This is a genomic window from Streptomyces sp. NPDC005017, from assembly GCF_042873115.1.
Lineage (GTDB): Bacteria > Actinomycetota > Actinomycetes > Streptomycetales > Streptomycetaceae > Streptomyces.
The window spans coordinates 107,991-121,875 of the sequence record NZ_JBIALD010000012.1; the positions used below are offsets into that span (position 1 = coordinate 107,991).

At 71.5% G+C, this 13,885-nt stretch carries 11 protein-coding genes; 6 read left to right on the forward strand and 5 right to left on the reverse strand.

All coding sequences use genetic code 11. The features are described 5' to 3' along the window. Nucleotides 1–11: 11 nt before the first annotated feature. Complete coding sequence (locus ACFYR0_RS19935; RefSeq protein WP_389329399.1) at nucleotides 12–800, reverse strand: SDR family oxidoreductase; 789 nt, start codon at nucleotides 798–800, stop codon at nucleotides 12–14. 49 nt (nucleotides 801–849) lie between these two features. Here ACFYR0_RS19935 and ACFYR0_RS19940 point away from each other — a divergent pair, with 49 nt between their 5' ends. Together ACFYR0_RS19940 and ACFYR0_RS19945 are read left to right on the forward strand one after the other, a co-directional pair. Beyond that, nucleotides 850–1,989, forward strand: a complete 1,140-nt coding sequence (locus ACFYR0_RS19940) for an acyl-CoA dehydrogenase family protein (protein WP_389329402.1) — start codon at nucleotides 850–852, stop codon at nucleotides 1,987–1,989. Continuing rightward, nucleotides 1,989–3,014 carry an acyl-CoA dehydrogenase family protein gene (locus ACFYR0_RS19945; protein WP_389329405.1) on the forward strand — a complete coding sequence of 342 codons (1,026 nt, stop codon included), beginning with the start codon at nucleotides 1,989–1,991 and terminating at the stop codon, nucleotides 3,012–3,014. Before ACFYR0_RS19940 ends, ACFYR0_RS19945 begins: the two co-directional genes overlap by 1 nt. Here ACFYR0_RS19945 and ACFYR0_RS19950 read toward each other — a convergent pair. Then, nucleotides 2,995–4,713 (reverse strand): cytochrome b N-terminal domain-containing protein, encoded by a 1,719-nt coding sequence (locus ACFYR0_RS19950; RefSeq protein WP_389329408.1) that lies wholly within the window; start codon nucleotides 4,711–4,713, stop codon nucleotides 2,995–2,997. The two genes, ACFYR0_RS19945 and ACFYR0_RS19950, sit on opposite strands and share 20 nt — an antisense overlap. 84 nt (nucleotides 4,714–4,797) lie before the next feature. Further along, nucleotides 4,798–5,520, reverse strand: a complete 723-nt coding sequence (locus ACFYR0_RS19955; protein WP_389329411.1) for a vWA domain-containing protein — start codon at nucleotides 5,518–5,520, stop codon at nucleotides 4,798–4,800. A 289-nt stretch (nucleotides 5,521–5,809) separates the two neighbouring features. Here ACFYR0_RS19955 and ACFYR0_RS19960 point away from each other — a divergent pair, with 289 nt between their 5' ends. After that, nucleotides 5,810–6,727, forward strand: coding sequence for a chitosanase (locus ACFYR0_RS19960; protein ID WP_389329414.1), 918 nt, complete (start codon nucleotides 5,810–5,812; stop codon nucleotides 6,725–6,727). A 200-nt stretch (nucleotides 6,728–6,927) separates the two neighbouring features. Here the strand turns inward: ACFYR0_RS19960 and ACFYR0_RS19965 are convergent, their stop codons facing one another. Further along, the gene (locus tag ACFYR0_RS19965) at nucleotides 6,928–7,965 is read right to left on the reverse strand and encodes a glycoside hydrolase family 113 (RefSeq protein WP_389329417.1); all 1,038 of its coding nucleotides are present in this window, start codon (nucleotides 7,963–7,965) and stop codon (nucleotides 6,928–6,930) included. 11 nt (nucleotides 7,966–7,976) lie between these two features. Beyond that, nucleotides 7,977–9,803 carry a DUF2334 domain-containing protein gene (locus ACFYR0_RS19970; protein WP_389329420.1) on the reverse strand — a complete coding sequence of 609 codons (1,827 nt, stop codon included), beginning with the start codon at nucleotides 9,801–9,803 and terminating at the stop codon, nucleotides 7,977–7,979. Between the two features lie 521 nt (nucleotides 9,804–10,324). Between ACFYR0_RS19970 and ACFYR0_RS19975 the strand changes: the two genes are divergently transcribed. The 3 genes from ACFYR0_RS19975 to ACFYR0_RS19985 all read left to right on the forward strand — a co-directional run bounded on the left by ACFYR0_RS19975 (nucleotide 10,325) and on the right by ACFYR0_RS19985 (nucleotide 13,634). Continuing rightward, a complete protein-coding gene (locus ACFYR0_RS19975; RefSeq protein ID WP_389329423.1) occupies nucleotides 10,325–11,566 on the forward strand; it encodes a glycosyltransferase in 1,242 nt (413 codons plus the stop codon). 200 nt (nucleotides 11,567–11,766) lie between these two features. Next, nucleotides 11,767–12,930, forward strand: coding sequence for a non-hydrolyzing UDP-N-acetylglucosamine 2-epimerase (gene wecB, locus ACFYR0_RS19980; protein ID WP_389329426.1), 1,164 nt, complete (start codon nucleotides 11,767–11,769; stop codon nucleotides 12,928–12,930). Beyond that, the gene (locus ACFYR0_RS19985) at nucleotides 12,927–13,634 is read left to right on the forward strand and encodes a calcium-binding protein (protein ID WP_389329429.1); all 708 of its coding nucleotides are present in this window, start codon (nucleotides 12,927–12,929) and stop codon (nucleotides 13,632–13,634) included. Before wecB ends, ACFYR0_RS19985 begins: the two co-directional genes overlap by 4 nt. Nucleotides 13,635–13,885: the final 251 nt, after the last annotated feature.

The following is a 13,885-nucleotide window of genomic DNA, read 5'->3' on the forward strand; positions in this document are numbered from 1 at the left end:
CACGACAGGCCCTAAGCCCGCTGGCTGCTGACGGAGACGACCTCGCCGGCCAGGTACGAGGAGTAGTCCGAGGCCAGGAACACGATCACGTTGGCCACCTCCCATGGCTCGGCGTACCGGCCGAAGGCCTCCCGCGCGGTCAGCTCGGCCAGCAGTTCCGCGGTCGCCACCTTCGCCAGGTGGGGATGCACGGCCAGGCTGGGCGCCACGGCGTTGACGCGGACGCCGTACCCGGCGGCCTCGACCGCCGCGCACCGGGTCAGCGCCATCACGCCCGCCTTCGCGGCGGCGTAGTGGGCCTGCCCCGGCTGGGCGCGCCAGCCGGCCACCGAGGCGTTGTTGACGATCACCCCGGTTCCCTCGGGACGCATCCGCCGCAGGGCGGCCCGGGTGCAGCGGAAGGTGCCGTTCAGCGTGACGTCGAGCACCCGTGTCCACTGCTCGTCCGTCATGTCGACGAGGGCCGAAGTGCCGCCCAGACCGGCGTTGTTGACGACGACGTCCAGCCGTCCGTGGGCTTCGACGGCGGTCGCGAACAGCGCCTCCACCTGGGCCTCGTCCGTGACGTCGCACACCGCGGCCGTCACCGCGTCGGCGCCGAACTCCCCGGCCAGCGCGGCCTCGTGCTCCTTCAGCCGCCGTACGTGCGCGTCGCTGATCAGCACCCGCGCGCCCTCCTCCAGGAAGCGGCGCGCGGTCGCCCCGCCGATCCCGGCGCCCGCGGCGGCGGTGACGACGGCGGTACGCCCGCTCAGCAGCCCGTGCCCGGGTACGTACGCCGGACTCTCGACGCCTGTCATGGCCTCACGCTAACCTACCAAACACTTGTTAGGGAAGGACGGTTCGCCGATGGATCTCGCCTTCGCACCGGAGCAGGAGGCGTTCCGGGGCCGGGCCCGGGCATGGCTCGCCGCGCATGTGCCGCGCGAGCCGCTGCCGTCCCTGGAGACCGAGCAGGGCTTCGCGGCCCATCGCGCGTGGGAGGCCGAACTGGCCGCGGACGGCTGGTCGGTGGTCGACTGGCCGTCGGCGTACGGCGGACGGGACGCCGGGCTGGTCGAGTGGCTGCTGTTCGAGGAGGAGTACCACGCGGCGGGAGCACCGGGCCGCGTCGGACAGAACGGCGTCAGCCTGCTCGCCCCGACCCTCTTCGACCACGGCACCGAGGAGCAGCGCGCGCGGGTGCTGCCGCCGATGGCCACCGGGGAGACCGTGTGGGCGCAGGCCTGGTCGGAGCCGGAGGCGGGGTCGGACCTGGCCTCGCTGAGAGCGCGCGCCACGCGCACCGGGGGCGGCTGGCTGCTCGACGGCGTCAAGACCTGGTCCTCGCGGGCCGCGTTCGCCGACCGCGCGTTCGGCCTGTTCCGCAGCGAGCCCGGCACCGCGCGGCCCCATCAGGGCCTGACGTACCTGATGTTCGACCTGCGCGCCCCCGGCGTCACCGTCCGCCCGATCGCCCGCCTCGACGGGCGGCCCGCCTTCGCCGAGCTGTTCCTGGACGGGGTGTTCGTGCCGGACCGGGACGTCGTCGGCGCGCCCGGCGACGGCTGGCGCATCGCCATGGCGGCGGCGGGCAACGAACGCGGGCTCAAGCTCCGCTCCCCCGGCCGCTATCTGGCGGGCGCGGAGCGGCTGCACCGGCTGTGGCGGGAGCGGGGCTGCCCGGAGGGCGCGAGGGCGAGGGTGGCGGACGCCGTCCTCGGCGCCCGCGCCTACCAGTTGTTCACCTGGGCCGTCGCCTCCCGCTTCCTGGACGGCGAGACGGTCGGGGCCGGGGCCAGCCTGAACAAGGTGTTCTGGTCCGAGTACGACATCGCGCTGCACGAGACGGCGCTCGATCTGCTCGGTGAGGACGCCGAGGACGCGGGCGGCGCCTGGGCGGAGGGCTATGTCTTCGCCCTGGCCGGACCCATCTACGCCGGCACGAACGAGATCCAGCGGGACATCGTCGCCGAGCGGCTGCTCGGACTGCCGAAGGGACGCCACTGATGCGCTTCCTCCTCGACACCGAGCAGCGCGCGTTCGCCGCGTCCCTCGCCGCGCTGCTGAAGGCGGCCGACACCCCCTCGGTCGTACGGGACTGGAGCCGCGGCGACCGGACCGGCGGGCGGGCGCTGTGGCGTCGGCTCGCCGGGGCGGGTGTGGTCGCGCTGGCCGTGCCGGAGGCCCTCGGCGGGGTGGGACCACGCCCGGTGGAACTGGCCGTCGCGTTCCGGGAGCTGGGCCGTCACGCGGTACCGGGCCCGCTGGTGGAGACGGTCGCGGCGGCCGCGCTGCTGTCCGGCTCCACGACGGCAACGCCCACCGCCCCCGACCCCACCACGCCGGGCCCCGCCGCCCCCGACCCCACCGCCCCGGGCCCCGTCGCCCGCCTCCTCCCCGCCCTCCTCACCGGCACAACCCTGGCCACCCTCGCCGTCCAGGGCACCCCCGCCCTGGACGGCGACACCGCCGACCTGCGGCTGTCGCTGACGCCCGACGGTGTGCGCCTGTCCCCCGGCCACGGCCCGGTGCGCCCCTCGCTCGACCCCGCCCGCCGCCGGGCGCTCCTCACGGAGGGCGGCGAACCCCTAGCCGCCGGCCCCGGCGCGGTCCGCGACGCGCTCGCACTCGCCCGTCTCACCACCGCCGCGCAGGCACTCGGCGTCGGCGAGGCACTGCTCGAGCGGACGGTCGAGTACGTCGGCCGGCGCAGACAGTTCGGGGTCCCGGTCGGCTCCTTCCAGGCCGTCAAGCACCGGCTGGCCGACGCCAGGATCGCGCTGGAGTTCGCCGCACCCCTGGTTTTCGGGGCGGCGCTCACGATGGGCGACGCGGACGTGGCGGCGGCGAAGGTGAGCGCGTGCGAGGCGGCGTACGGCACCGCGCGGACCGCGCTGCAGTGCCACGGCGCGATCGGCTACACCTCGGAGTACGACCTGTCGCTGTGGCTGACCAGGGCGAAGGCACTGCGCACCGCGTGGGGCGACCCGGACACCTGCCGGGCCGAGCTGCTCAGTGCCCTTCGCGGGTGAGTTCGCGGTACTCCTCGGGGGTCGGCTTCTCGACCTGGTTGTCGGGCCCGTACAGACTGCGGGAGAGCCGGGCGCGCAGCCGGTGGGAGAGCTTGACCCGCCGCCGTACGCCGTTCGCGTCGACCCGGGGCCCGACCTCGTACGGCTCCCGCTGCTCGTGCTGGGTGAGGGTGAACAGCTGCGCCTGTGAGAGGGGTTCGTGGACCTCGATGTACTTGCCGTCCGGGAGGCGCTTGATCGTGCCGGTCTCCCTGCCGTGCAGCACCTTGTCGCGGTCGCGGTGCTGCAGGCCCATGCAGACGCGTTTGGTGACCATGTAGGCCACGACGGGGACCACGAACACCGCGATCCGCACGAACCAGGTGATGGTGTTGATGGACAGATGCAGATGCGTGGCCACGATGTCGTTGCCGCCGCCGATCAGGAGCACCCCGTACAGGCTGAGCCAGGCGACGCCGAGCGAGGTGCGCACGGGCGCGTTGCGCGGCCGGTCCAGGATGTGGTGCTCGCGCCGGTCGCCGGTGACCCAGGACTCCACGAAGGGGTGGAGCAGGATCGCCGTCATGATGAGGGGGAAGAGCGCGAACGGGATGAACACGCCGAGCGCGAGCGTGTGTCCGAAGGCGTTGATCTCCCATCCCGGCATCACCCGGATCAGTCCCTCGGAGAAGCCGAGGTACCAGTCGGGCTGGGCGCCGGTGGTGACCAGGTCGGGGCGGTAGGGGCCGAACGCCCACACCGGGTTGATCTGCGCGAGGCCGCCGAGCAGCGTGAGCACACCGAAGACCAGGAAGAAGAAGCCGCCGGCCTTGGCGGTGTAGATCGGCCACAGGGGCATGCCGACGACCGTGCGCCGGTCGTGGCCGGGGCCCGGGTACTGGGTGTGCTTGTGGTAGAAGACCAGGATCAGATGGGCGGCGACCAGGCCCAGCATGATCCCGGGCAGCAGAAGGATATGGACCGGGTAGAGCCGCGGGATGATCTCGTGCCCGGGGAACTCCCCGCCGAACAGGAAGAACGCCACGTACGTCCCGACGATCGGCACCGACAGGATCGCGCCGTGCGCGAAGCGGACGCCGGTGCCGGACAGCAGGTCGTCGGGGAGGGAGTAGCCGGTCAGTCCGGTGAGCAGGCCCAGCATCAGCAGGGTCCAGCCGAACATCCAGTTCAGCTCGCGGGGCTTGCGGAAGGCGCCGGTGAAGAACACCCGCATCATGTGCACGAGCATGCCGGCCACGAAGACCACGGCCGACCAGTGGTGGATCTGGCGGATCAGCAGTCCGCCGCGCACGTCGAAGCTGATGTCCAGGGTGGACTCGAAGGCACGGGTCATGATCACGCCGTTGAGCGGGGCGTACGTGCCGTCGTAGACGACCTCGGTGGCGCTGGGCTCGAAGAAGAGGGTGAGGTAGACGCCGGTGAGGAGCAGCACGACGAAGCTGTAGAGGCAGACCTCGCCGAGCATGAACGAACCGTGCTCCGGAAACACCTTGCGCATGTTCGCCTTGGCCAGCGGGTAGAGCCCGAGCCGCCCGTCGAACCAGTCGGCCAGCCGCTCACCCCTGCCGGGGGAGGCGCGCCGCCCGCCCCCGGACGCGGAACCCGGGAGCCGGGGCGTCCCGGGCGCGGCGCCCGGGTTCCCTGACAGGGCCTCACGCCCGGTTCCCGGCCCCTCGTCCACCGCTCGTGCGCCGCCCATACGAGTCTCCCGTCGGTCTCCCTCAGGGTGACACGGTGACGCATTCAAGCCAACGCGAGGCGCGCGAACAGGCCGCCGGACGGGTCACGTACGGACGATTCCCCGGGTCCGGGCCGCCGCCAGCCACTGCGGGAACTCGCTCACCAGCCGGTCGTAGAGCTCGGCGTCGGACACCTTGCGGGGGTCCGTCCCGGCGTGGAAGAACCCGGCGTTGTCCACGTCGCGCTTACCCGGCACGTCCAGCTCGTCCAGCTTGCGCAGGAAGTCGAACTGGCGGCTGCCCGGGTCGCCGAAGCCGATGAACTGCCAGAACAGCGGCAGCCGGGCCGCCTTGCACAGATAGCGCTCGGCGGCGAGCTTGTTGATCGGGCCACCGTCGGTCTGGAAGACGACCAGGGCGGGGGCCGTCGAGCCGCTGTCGAGGTAGTGGTCGATGACGGCGTCCATGGCCAGGTGGTAGCTGGTCTTGCCCATGTGCCCGAGCCCGGCGACGATCCGGTCGATCCGGCCGTGGTGGTCGGCGAGCGCTATGTCGGTCACGGCGTCGACGTCGGTGGAGAAGAACACCACCGGCACCCGGCCGTCGTCGTCGAAGTGCGCGGACAGCCCGAGCACCCGGTCGGCGAGCGCCTGGACACTGCCGTTCTGGTAGTAGGGCTTCATCGAGCCCGAGTAGTCGACGACGAGGTAGACCGCGGCCCGCTGCCCGTCCAGCCCGTGCCGCCCCAGCGAGTCACCCGCCGTCTTGTACAGGCTGACCAGCGCCGGTGCGGTCTCCTCGACCTTTCTGAGACTGATCGCCGACATCCCCGAACTCCCCTCGCTCCGAACCGCAGCCGAGGCTACGCCACGCCACCCCCGCCTCTCTCCAGATCACCGCAGTTCGCTGCCTCGTCCGCCGCCGGCCCTCGTACCAAGCGGTGCCTGCCCGAGGCGTCCCGTCGGCCGATCCCTGCCGCATGCCGCATCACGACCACCGATCGGTGCTCCGGGAGTGCCGTGTGCGGTGATACTTATGGCGCCGCTGCCGCGGCCCCGGTGCGGGTGACGAAACTGACAGGAGGAGCGGCCCGAAACGGGCCGTACGGTGATTGTCATGAGAAAAGTGGGTCTGTTGTTCGCTGCCGTGCCCGTGGTCGCCGGGGCGGCGCTGTATTTCCTCGCGCCCGTGGAGTCGGACGCGTCCGGGTCGCAGGAGGACACGGCGGCGGAGCAGAGTGCCCGTGACGAGGCCAAGGCCAAGGCCGAACGGGACACGGACGCCGCCCAGCGGGCCGCGGACGACAAGGCGATAGCGGCCCTGCCCCCTGGTCTCGCGGCCGCGGACAAGAAGGTGCTCGCCCAGCAGCTCATGTCCAGCGCGGAGAGCTCGACGCTGAACTGGCGCGGCTCCTACGGCGCCATCGAGGACCTCGGCGAAGGCCAGGGTTACACAGCGGGCATCATCGGCTTCTGCACCGGTACCCACGACCTGCGCGTCCTGGTGGAGAACTACACCAAGGCCCACCCCGACAACGGCCTGGCCCGCTACGTTCCCGCGCTGCGCAAGGTGGACGGCACGGACTCGCACGAGGGACTGGACCCCGGCTTCACCGCGGCGTGGAAGGCGGAGGCGCAGAACGAGGAGTTCCGCGCGGCCCAGAACACCGAGCGGGACCGGGTGTACTTCGACCCCGCGGTCCGGCTCGCCAAGCTCGACGGCCTGAGCACGCTCGGCCAGTTCATCTACTACGACGCCATGGTCTTCCACGGCCCCGACACCAGCCCGACGGGCTTCTACGGGATGCGCGAGCAAGCCATGGAGGAGGCCGAGACGCCCGCCGAGGGTGGGTCGGAGAGGGCCTTTCTGTCGGCCTTCCTGGATGTGCGTCGCGAGGCCATGAGGGCGAAGAAGGCGAACGCGGACACCACACGGATCGACACGGCGCAGCGGCGGTTCCTCGACTCCGGCAACTTCGCCCTCAAGACCCCGCTCCAGTGGCAGATGTACGGCGAGACCTACCGGGTGCCGTAGGGGGTCCCGGCCGGGCGGCGTCCTGGGGCGTGTTCCGAAAGTCCCGTCGTCCGCCCGAAGGGCGGGCCCTGGTGCGTGCGAGCGCAAGGCGCCGGAGCGCCCTGACAGCGGAGCTGTTCGGGCGTTTCGGCAACGCAGGTCCCCCTCCAGGAGGGTGCGTGCCAGGCGTCGCGGGGCAGGCGCGGCTTTCACAACGCGCCCTACGGCCCCCACTTCTGGCGCAGCACCTGCTCGGCGGGCTTGCCGTGCGGGGTGTAGGCCAGTTCCGCCGGGGTCTCCCCGCTGTCCGGCCAGTCGTCCCACATCCACCAGGACACCCCGGCCCACCAGCGCCGGCCCTCGAAGGAGTCCAGCAGCGCGCGGTAGGCGGCGGCCTGTTCCCCGGCGTCGGGCGTGGTGCTGATCTCCCAGGAGTAGGGCGCGGTGGTGGTGCCCCGCTGGCTGACGTAGCCGGCCTCGGTGAACAGGACGCGCCGGCCGGTGCTCGCGGAGTACTCCGCGAGCCGGTCGCGGATCGGCGCCCAGGCCTCGCGCAGCCGGGCGGGGTCGGCGGTGGGGGTGTCGGCCAGCGGCCAGTAGGCGTCGATGCCGATGAGGTCCAGGCGCTTCCAGAAGCCGATGCGCTCGTATTCGTCGTAGTTGGCCGCGTAGGTGAGCGGGCCGTCGTAGCGCTCGCGGACGGCGTCGATGGTGCGGGTCCAGCCGGTGAGGTCGTCGCAGACGCCGGCGAGTTCGGTGCCGACGGAGAACTGTTCCGCGCCGGTGGCGGCGGCCAGTGTGGCGTAGTGCGTGATGAACCGCCGGTAGGCGGTGAACCAGCGCGCGCGGTCCCCGGGGCGGATCTCCGCGCGGTCGCCGCCGTCGGCGAGGTCGACATGGGGCTTGATCATCACCTTGAGCCCGGCGGCGTGTGCCCGGTGCACGATCCGGCGCAGGCTCGCGTCGGAGGCGGTCTCCTCGGTGCTGTGCATCGAGTTGTCGGTGCGGGTGTTCTGGTACCAGGTCGGGGTGAGGGTCACCCAGCGGGCGCCGGTGGCCCTGATGTCCTGGAGATAGCGGCCGGCGGCGGGGCTGTCGTAGTCGGTGCGGTACCAGGAGGGCAGGGTCATGCCCCGCAGCTCGGCCGGGCGCGACGCGGCGCCGGTCACGCCCGTCGCGCCCGCCGTACCGGAGGAGCCCTGCGTACAGGCGGTCACGGCCAGGAGGACCGCCGCGGCCGCGACGGTCCTCCCCTTCACACGCGGTGCCCTCACAGCACCGCCGGACTGACGAAGGTGTAGCCGAGGGCCTTGATGCCCTCCACGGTCTCCTTCAGCGGCTGTACCGGGAAGTACGGGTGGTAGAAGAAACTGGCGAACCCGTCCCGGACGGCGAGATTGGCCCTCGCCGAGGCGACGAGGTCGGCCGGCAGCCGCGGCGGGTGGTTGTTGTACTCCTCCGGCTCGTAATTCCCGATGTTCTCCGGAATTACCTTTGTCCCGTACACATCACGGACCACATAGGGGAAGAACTGCCCGATGAACCGGTTGGGATCGGAGGCCGCTCCGGTGAGCGTGCCACCGAAATACAGCGAACGTTCGAGCCGTGCGTTGAAATTCGAACTGAACACCTGGTAATCGGTACGGGAACCCGCGTAGTGCGGAGTGGTCCACAGCGTGGGCCGGGGAAGTCCGGCGAGAGCGAATTCGGCGAGGGCCGCGGTCACCCGGGTCTGGGCGTAGAGCGCGGAGTCCTCGCTCAGCGGACCGTCGTAGACGACCGTGTTCGACGCGTCCACGTGCGCCCGGTAGAACTCGAAGTCGTCACCGGTCACGCCGTTGTAGGGGTTGTCGAGGTTGCCGTACTGGTGCGTGTAGCCGTGGTTCATCAGCACCGCGCCCCTGGCCAGCATGTACTTCAGCGCGCCCACCAGCTGCGGCCGCTGGGTGAGCCGGACGGTCTCGGGGACACCCTCGTTGTAGGCGCCCTTGGGGTCCGTGTAGACGGGGACCACGTTGATGCCGTACGGGATGCGCTCGGAGTACAGGTAGTCGGCGATGGCGCGCAGTTCGGCCGGGTCGGAGTTGGGGCTGATGTCCTCCAGCCGGACCAGCGCGCGGTGGCGCTCGGCGGTGGCCGGGGCGAGGGCGTCGAAGAGGAGGTCCTCGAAGACGATGACGCGGTCGCTCTCGGAGACGAAGGCGAACGGGATCTCACCGAGGTAGGTGAGGTTCGCGGAGCGGACCGCCCAGCCGAAGGTGTCGCCGCTGGTGGTGTCCAGGCCCTCGGCGAGACGGGTGACCGCGGGGTAGCCGGGCCCGGTGAGCACGGTGGGGCGCAGCACGCCGCCGTCCTGCCCGGCCGGGATCTTCCGGGTCAGGGTCTGGCCCTTGTACGTCACCTGGGTCACGGTGCCGACCGAACCGCCGGCGCCGTAGTAGGAGTTGGTCGGGTCCCAGCCGTACTTCTGGGTGAACTGGCCCACGCCGACCGTGTTGGCCATGCCCCAGATGTTGGCGCCGATCCAGGTCACGGGCTTGCTGGTGGTCAGCACGTCCTGGTGGAAGGCGGCGGGGATCTGGTCCGGGACCGGGCCGCCGTAGTAGGTGGAGCCGATGTAGACGACGGCCGTGTACGACTCGACCAGGCCCGCCGTGTACTGCTGCACGGGCCTGGCGGTGACGGGGCCGAAGTGGCCGGCGAGGTTGGCCGCGGCCATGGCGTACAGCTCGCCGAGGTGTCCGTAGGGCCCCGCCGTGTCGAACAGGACGAGGGCGGTCGGACCGGCGGCCGCGTCCGCCGCGGCGGACGCCGTGGTCCGGGCGGTCCGGGCCGGGGTGAGCGCGGTGGCCTGACGGGCCAGCGAGGAGGCGGTGAGCGACGGGCCGGCCGCGGTGCGGGCCAGCGCCACCCGTGTCCCGCCGTGCCCCTTGTGGCGCGCCCGGTCGGCCTTGAGCTGGGCCTTCGCCCAGCCCTTCAGGTCGACCCGGCTGACTCCTGACTTCGCGCCGGTCTTCTCCCCGGGGTGCCGGTGGTCCCCTGCCGCCTGTGCGCCCGAGGTCATGAAAGAGCCGCCCAGCAGGGCGGCCAGCAGCATCAGGACGACGGAAATTCGAAAACTCCCCCGTCTCCAGGACGGGATGACTGGTCTCACGTTCTTCCCCCCACTTTGCCAACCATTGGGCAAAGGTACTTGCGCGTACGAAGGCACCCGATTCCTCTGCCGACCCGGGAGGGGTGTCGACGAGGCATCGGGAGAATTCCAGGATGCCCGACAGATCCGGCCGAAGTGTCGAACTCCGGCTTTTTTCTGATCCTCTTCTTGACCGCCTTCAGGGTCTGCTACGTTCACCATCGCGCGACGGGGACGCGCTGTGAAATGTGGGGGGAAGATGTACGGACGACCCGCTCTCGGCGCCTTGCTGCCCATGGCAGGGGCAATGGCGGCACCGGAGGCATTGCCCGGCCTGCCTTTGGCCAAAACATTACAGGCGACGGCCGGAGCCGGATTTCTGCTCTACTGCCTGACCGCCTGTCTGATACTCCTGGCCAGGGCCAAGCTGCGCCGCGAGGCCCGCCCGGCGAAGGCTGCGCCGCAGGTCGAAGCCGGGAGCAGACGTGATCGTTGAGGTGCTGCTGTGGTCCGCCATCACGCTGATCGTGCTGGCCGGCTGCTACAACACGGGCATGTTCCTGCTGTCCCGGCGAAGAATTCGCCGCTCCCGGACGGACCGGAGAGAACGCTTCTATGTATTTCTCCTCGCCTGCCTGAACGAGGAGACCGTGCTTTCCGAAAGCCTGGCGCGCATCACCGCTCTGCCCGCCGGGAATTTCATGGCACTGGTGATCGACGACGGCTCGGAGGACCGCACCTCCGAGATCGCGCTCGGCGCCGGGCCCCGGGTCCGGCTGCACCGGCGCAACCCGCCGAACGCGCGCCGGGGCAAGGGCGCCGCGCTCAACGACGGAGTGCGCCACCTGCGGGAATCGGGTCTGCTGGCCGGATACGACCCCGATGACGTGGTCCTGTGCGTCGTCGACGCCGACGGCCGGCTCGATCCGCACATCATGCAGTCCGTGGATCCCTACTTCGACGATCCCCGCACGGGCGCGGTCCAGGTCTGCGTCCGGATGTACAACCGGCGGCTCGGCCTGCTGGCCCGGATGCAGGACATGGAGTTCGTCGTCTACGGCGACGTCTTCCAGAGCGCGCGCCGGTTCATCGGCAGTGTCGGCATGGGCGGCAACGGCCAGTTCATGCGGCTGTCGGCGCTCGACACGCTGGACGGGGACGGCCCGTGGAGCGACAGCCTCACCGAGGACCTCGACCTCGGGGTGCGGCTGATCGCCAAGGGCTGGACCAACCAGCACTGCGTCACCGCCGCGGTCTCCCAGCAGGCCGTGCTCAGCCTCAAGCGGCTGATCCGGCAGCGCTCGCGCTGGTTCCAGGGCCACCTGCAGTCCGCGAACCTGGTCCCGCTCATCCTGCGGGACGTGCCGCTGCGGCCCGCGCTCGACCTCCTCTACCACCTGTCCAGCCCGGTGCTGATCCTGCTGACCTCGCTGCTACCGCTGTCGTTCGTCGTCGCCCTGGTGGCGACCGTGGTGGCCTCCGTGCAGGCCGGCCACTCCCTCGTCTCACCGATGTGGCTGCTGGGCCCGTATCTGCTGTCGTTCACCGCGGCCTACACCTACGGCTTCGTCTACGCCAGGCGCGAGCGCGAACTGGGACTGGTGCGCTCGGTGCTGCTCGCCCATCTCTTCGTCTTCTACGGCTACATCTGGTTCGCCGCCGGCTGGTGGGGGTTCTGGCGGATGCTCACCGGCAAGCGGACCTGGCTGAAGACCGCGCGGACCTGACCCGCCGCGGAGCTCGGCGAGGACCGCACGCACCTGACCCGCCGCGGTCCTCGCCGAGGACACCCACGCGCGCCTGACCCGTGCGCGCCGCCGGAGGTCCGCCCATCTCACGCGACGAGCCGCCCAGTCACGCGGCGGCCCGCCGTATCTCTCATATCTGCGCGGTTGTGCGATCGCGCGTGCCCTAGGGGGGCTCAACCATGTCCACACACCCGTCCGCCGTGCCCGTACGCGCCATGCTCGTGCTCGGCACCCGGCCCGAGGCGATCAAACTGGCCCCGGTGGCCCGTGCGATGGCCGGCTCCGAACAGTTCGAACCCGTCGTCGTCACCACCGGCCAGCACCGCGAGATGCTCCACCAGATGCTCGGTCTGCTCGGCGTCGACGTGCGCATCTCCCTGGACGTGATGCGCACCCGGCAGGAGCTGTCCGATCTCACCGCCCGTCTGGTCCAGGAACTGGGCGGGGCGATGCGGGCGCAACGGCCCGACCTGGTCGTGGTGCAGGGGGACACCACGACCGCGCTGGCCGGGGCACTGGCCGCGTTCTACGAGAAGATCCCGGTCGCGCACGTGGAGGCCGGGCTGCGCACGGGGGTGCTCGACAACCCCTTCCCCGAGGAGCTCAACCGCTGCCTGATCGGCCGTATCGCCCGCTGGCACTTCGCCCCGACGGCGCGTGCCGCACGGCATCTGACGGACGAGGGGGTACGCGCCGAGCAGGTGTTCACCACCGGCAACACCGTGATCGACAACCTGCTGTGGGTGCTGGCCGAGGGCACCGGGGCGTCCGCGTTCCGGACGGAGGCCCGCCGCATCCTGGTGACGCTGCACCGCCGGGAGAACCAGGGCGACCGGATGCGTGCCATGGGCCGGGCGCTGCGCCGGCTGGCCCATCGCGGGGACGTCGAGATCGTGCTGCCCCTGCACAAGAGCCCCGCCGTGCGGGACGCGCTGCTGCCCGAGCTGGACGGACACCCCGGCATCGAGCTGGTCGAGCCCCTGGACTACCTGGACTTCGCGGCCACGCTGGCTGAGTGCGACCTGGTGCTCACCGACTCGGGCGGCATCCAGGAGGAGGCGCCCAGCCTGAGCAAGCCGGCGCTGGTGCTGCGCACGACCACCGAGCGCCCCGAGGCGGTGGAGGCGGGTGCCGCGCGGCTGATCGGCACCGACCCGGACGCCATCGTCGGCTGTGCGGAGCGGCTGCTGGACGATCCGGAGGAGTACCGGCGGATGGCGAACGCGGGCAACCCGTTCGGCGACGGCCGGGCCGCGAGCCGCGTACTGGCGCAACTGGCCGAGGACTTCGCGGCCGATGTGCCGGTCGGGGCGACGGCCGCCGGGCCATACTCTGCGGCATGACGTCCTCCCTCCTGCGGCCCCGGCGGCGGAACTCCCTTCCTCCTCCGGGCCGCGGGGGGCGGCTCCTCGCGGGGCTCGCGGCCGGGCTGGCGCTGGCGGCGCTGCTGGCGGTCACGGTGAGCCGGTGCGGGGGGAAGGACCCCGAGCCGCCCCCGGCACCCTGGGCCGACAGCTCCACGCACGGCCGCTGGCTCTCGGTGTTCAACGGCCACGGCACCAACACCGGTGACGACGACAGCCTGTCGCTCTCGCCCCGGATTGCCAGGACGTCCGCCACCACGCACGCGGGTCTGGTGGTGAGCACCACGACGTACACGGACGTGACGTTCGAGGCGCGGATGCGCACGGTGAGGCAGCTGCGCGTGCCGGAGCCGAACCCGTGGGAGGTGCCCTGGCTGGTGTGGGGGTACTCCGACCCGGAGCACTTCTACTACGTCACCCTCAAGCCCAACGGCTGGGAGCTGGGCAAGCGTGACCCCGCCTATTCGGGCGGCCAGCGCTTCCTGGCCACCGGGCACCGGAAGTACCCCGTGGGCGACTGGCACCGGGTGCGGGTGGAGCAGCGGGGGCCCGTGCTCCAGGTCGAGGTCGGCGGGCGGACCCTGGTGACCTTCACCGACACCGAACGGCCGTATCTGCTCGGCTCGGTCGGGGCGTACACGGAGGACGCGACCGTACGGTTCGAGGGGCTGGTGGCCCGCTAGAAGCGCCGGGCGGGCCGCCGCCCGGCGGGTCCCGGGAACCGGGTCACGGGAACCGGGTCACGGGAACCGGGTCACGGGAACCGGGTCACGGGAACCGGGTCCCGGGAAGCCGGTCCGGGAAGCCAGTCCCGGGAAGCCAGTCCCGGGGAGCGGGTCCGGGAAGCCAGTCCCGGGGAGCGGGTCCGGGAAGCCAGTCCCGGGGAGCGGGTCCGGGAAGCCGGTCCGGGAAGCCAGTCCCGGGAAGCCGGTCC

Bases quoted from the DNA above. Each gene is read 5' to 3' on its own strand.
- ACFYR0_RS19935 (WP_389329399.1), bottom strand. From the start codon at position 800: ATGACAGGCGTCGAGAGTCCGGCGTACGTACCCGGGCACGGGCTGCTG.
- ACFYR0_RS19940 (WP_389329402.1), top strand. From the start codon at position 850: ATGGATCTCGCCTTCGCACCGGAGCAGGAGGCGTTCCGGGGCCGGGCC.
- ACFYR0_RS19945 (WP_389329405.1), top strand. From the start codon at position 1,989: ATGCGCTTCCTCCTCGACACCGAGCAGCGCGCGTTCGCCGCGTCCCTC.
- ACFYR0_RS19950 (WP_389329408.1), bottom strand. From the start codon at position 4,713: ATGGGCGGCGCACGAGCGGTGGACGAGGGGCCGGGAACCGGGCGTGAG.
- ACFYR0_RS19955 (WP_389329411.1), bottom strand. From the start codon at position 5,520: ATGTCGGCGATCAGTCTCAGAAAGGTCGAGGAGACCGCACCGGCGCTG.
- ACFYR0_RS19960 (WP_389329414.1), top strand. From the start codon at position 5,810: ATGAGAAAAGTGGGTCTGTTGTTCGCTGCCGTGCCCGTGGTCGCCGGG.
- ACFYR0_RS19970 (WP_389329420.1), bottom strand. From the start codon at position 9,803: ATGCTGCTGGCCGCCCTGCTGGGCGGCTCTTTCATGACCTCGGGCGCA.
- wecB (WP_389329426.1), top strand. From the start codon at position 11,767: ATGTCCACACACCCGTCCGCCGTGCCCGTACGCGCCATGCTCGTGCTC.
- ACFYR0_RS19985 (WP_389329429.1), top strand. From the start codon at position 12,927: ATGACGTCCTCCCTCCTGCGGCCCCGGCGGCGGAACTCCCTTCCTCCT.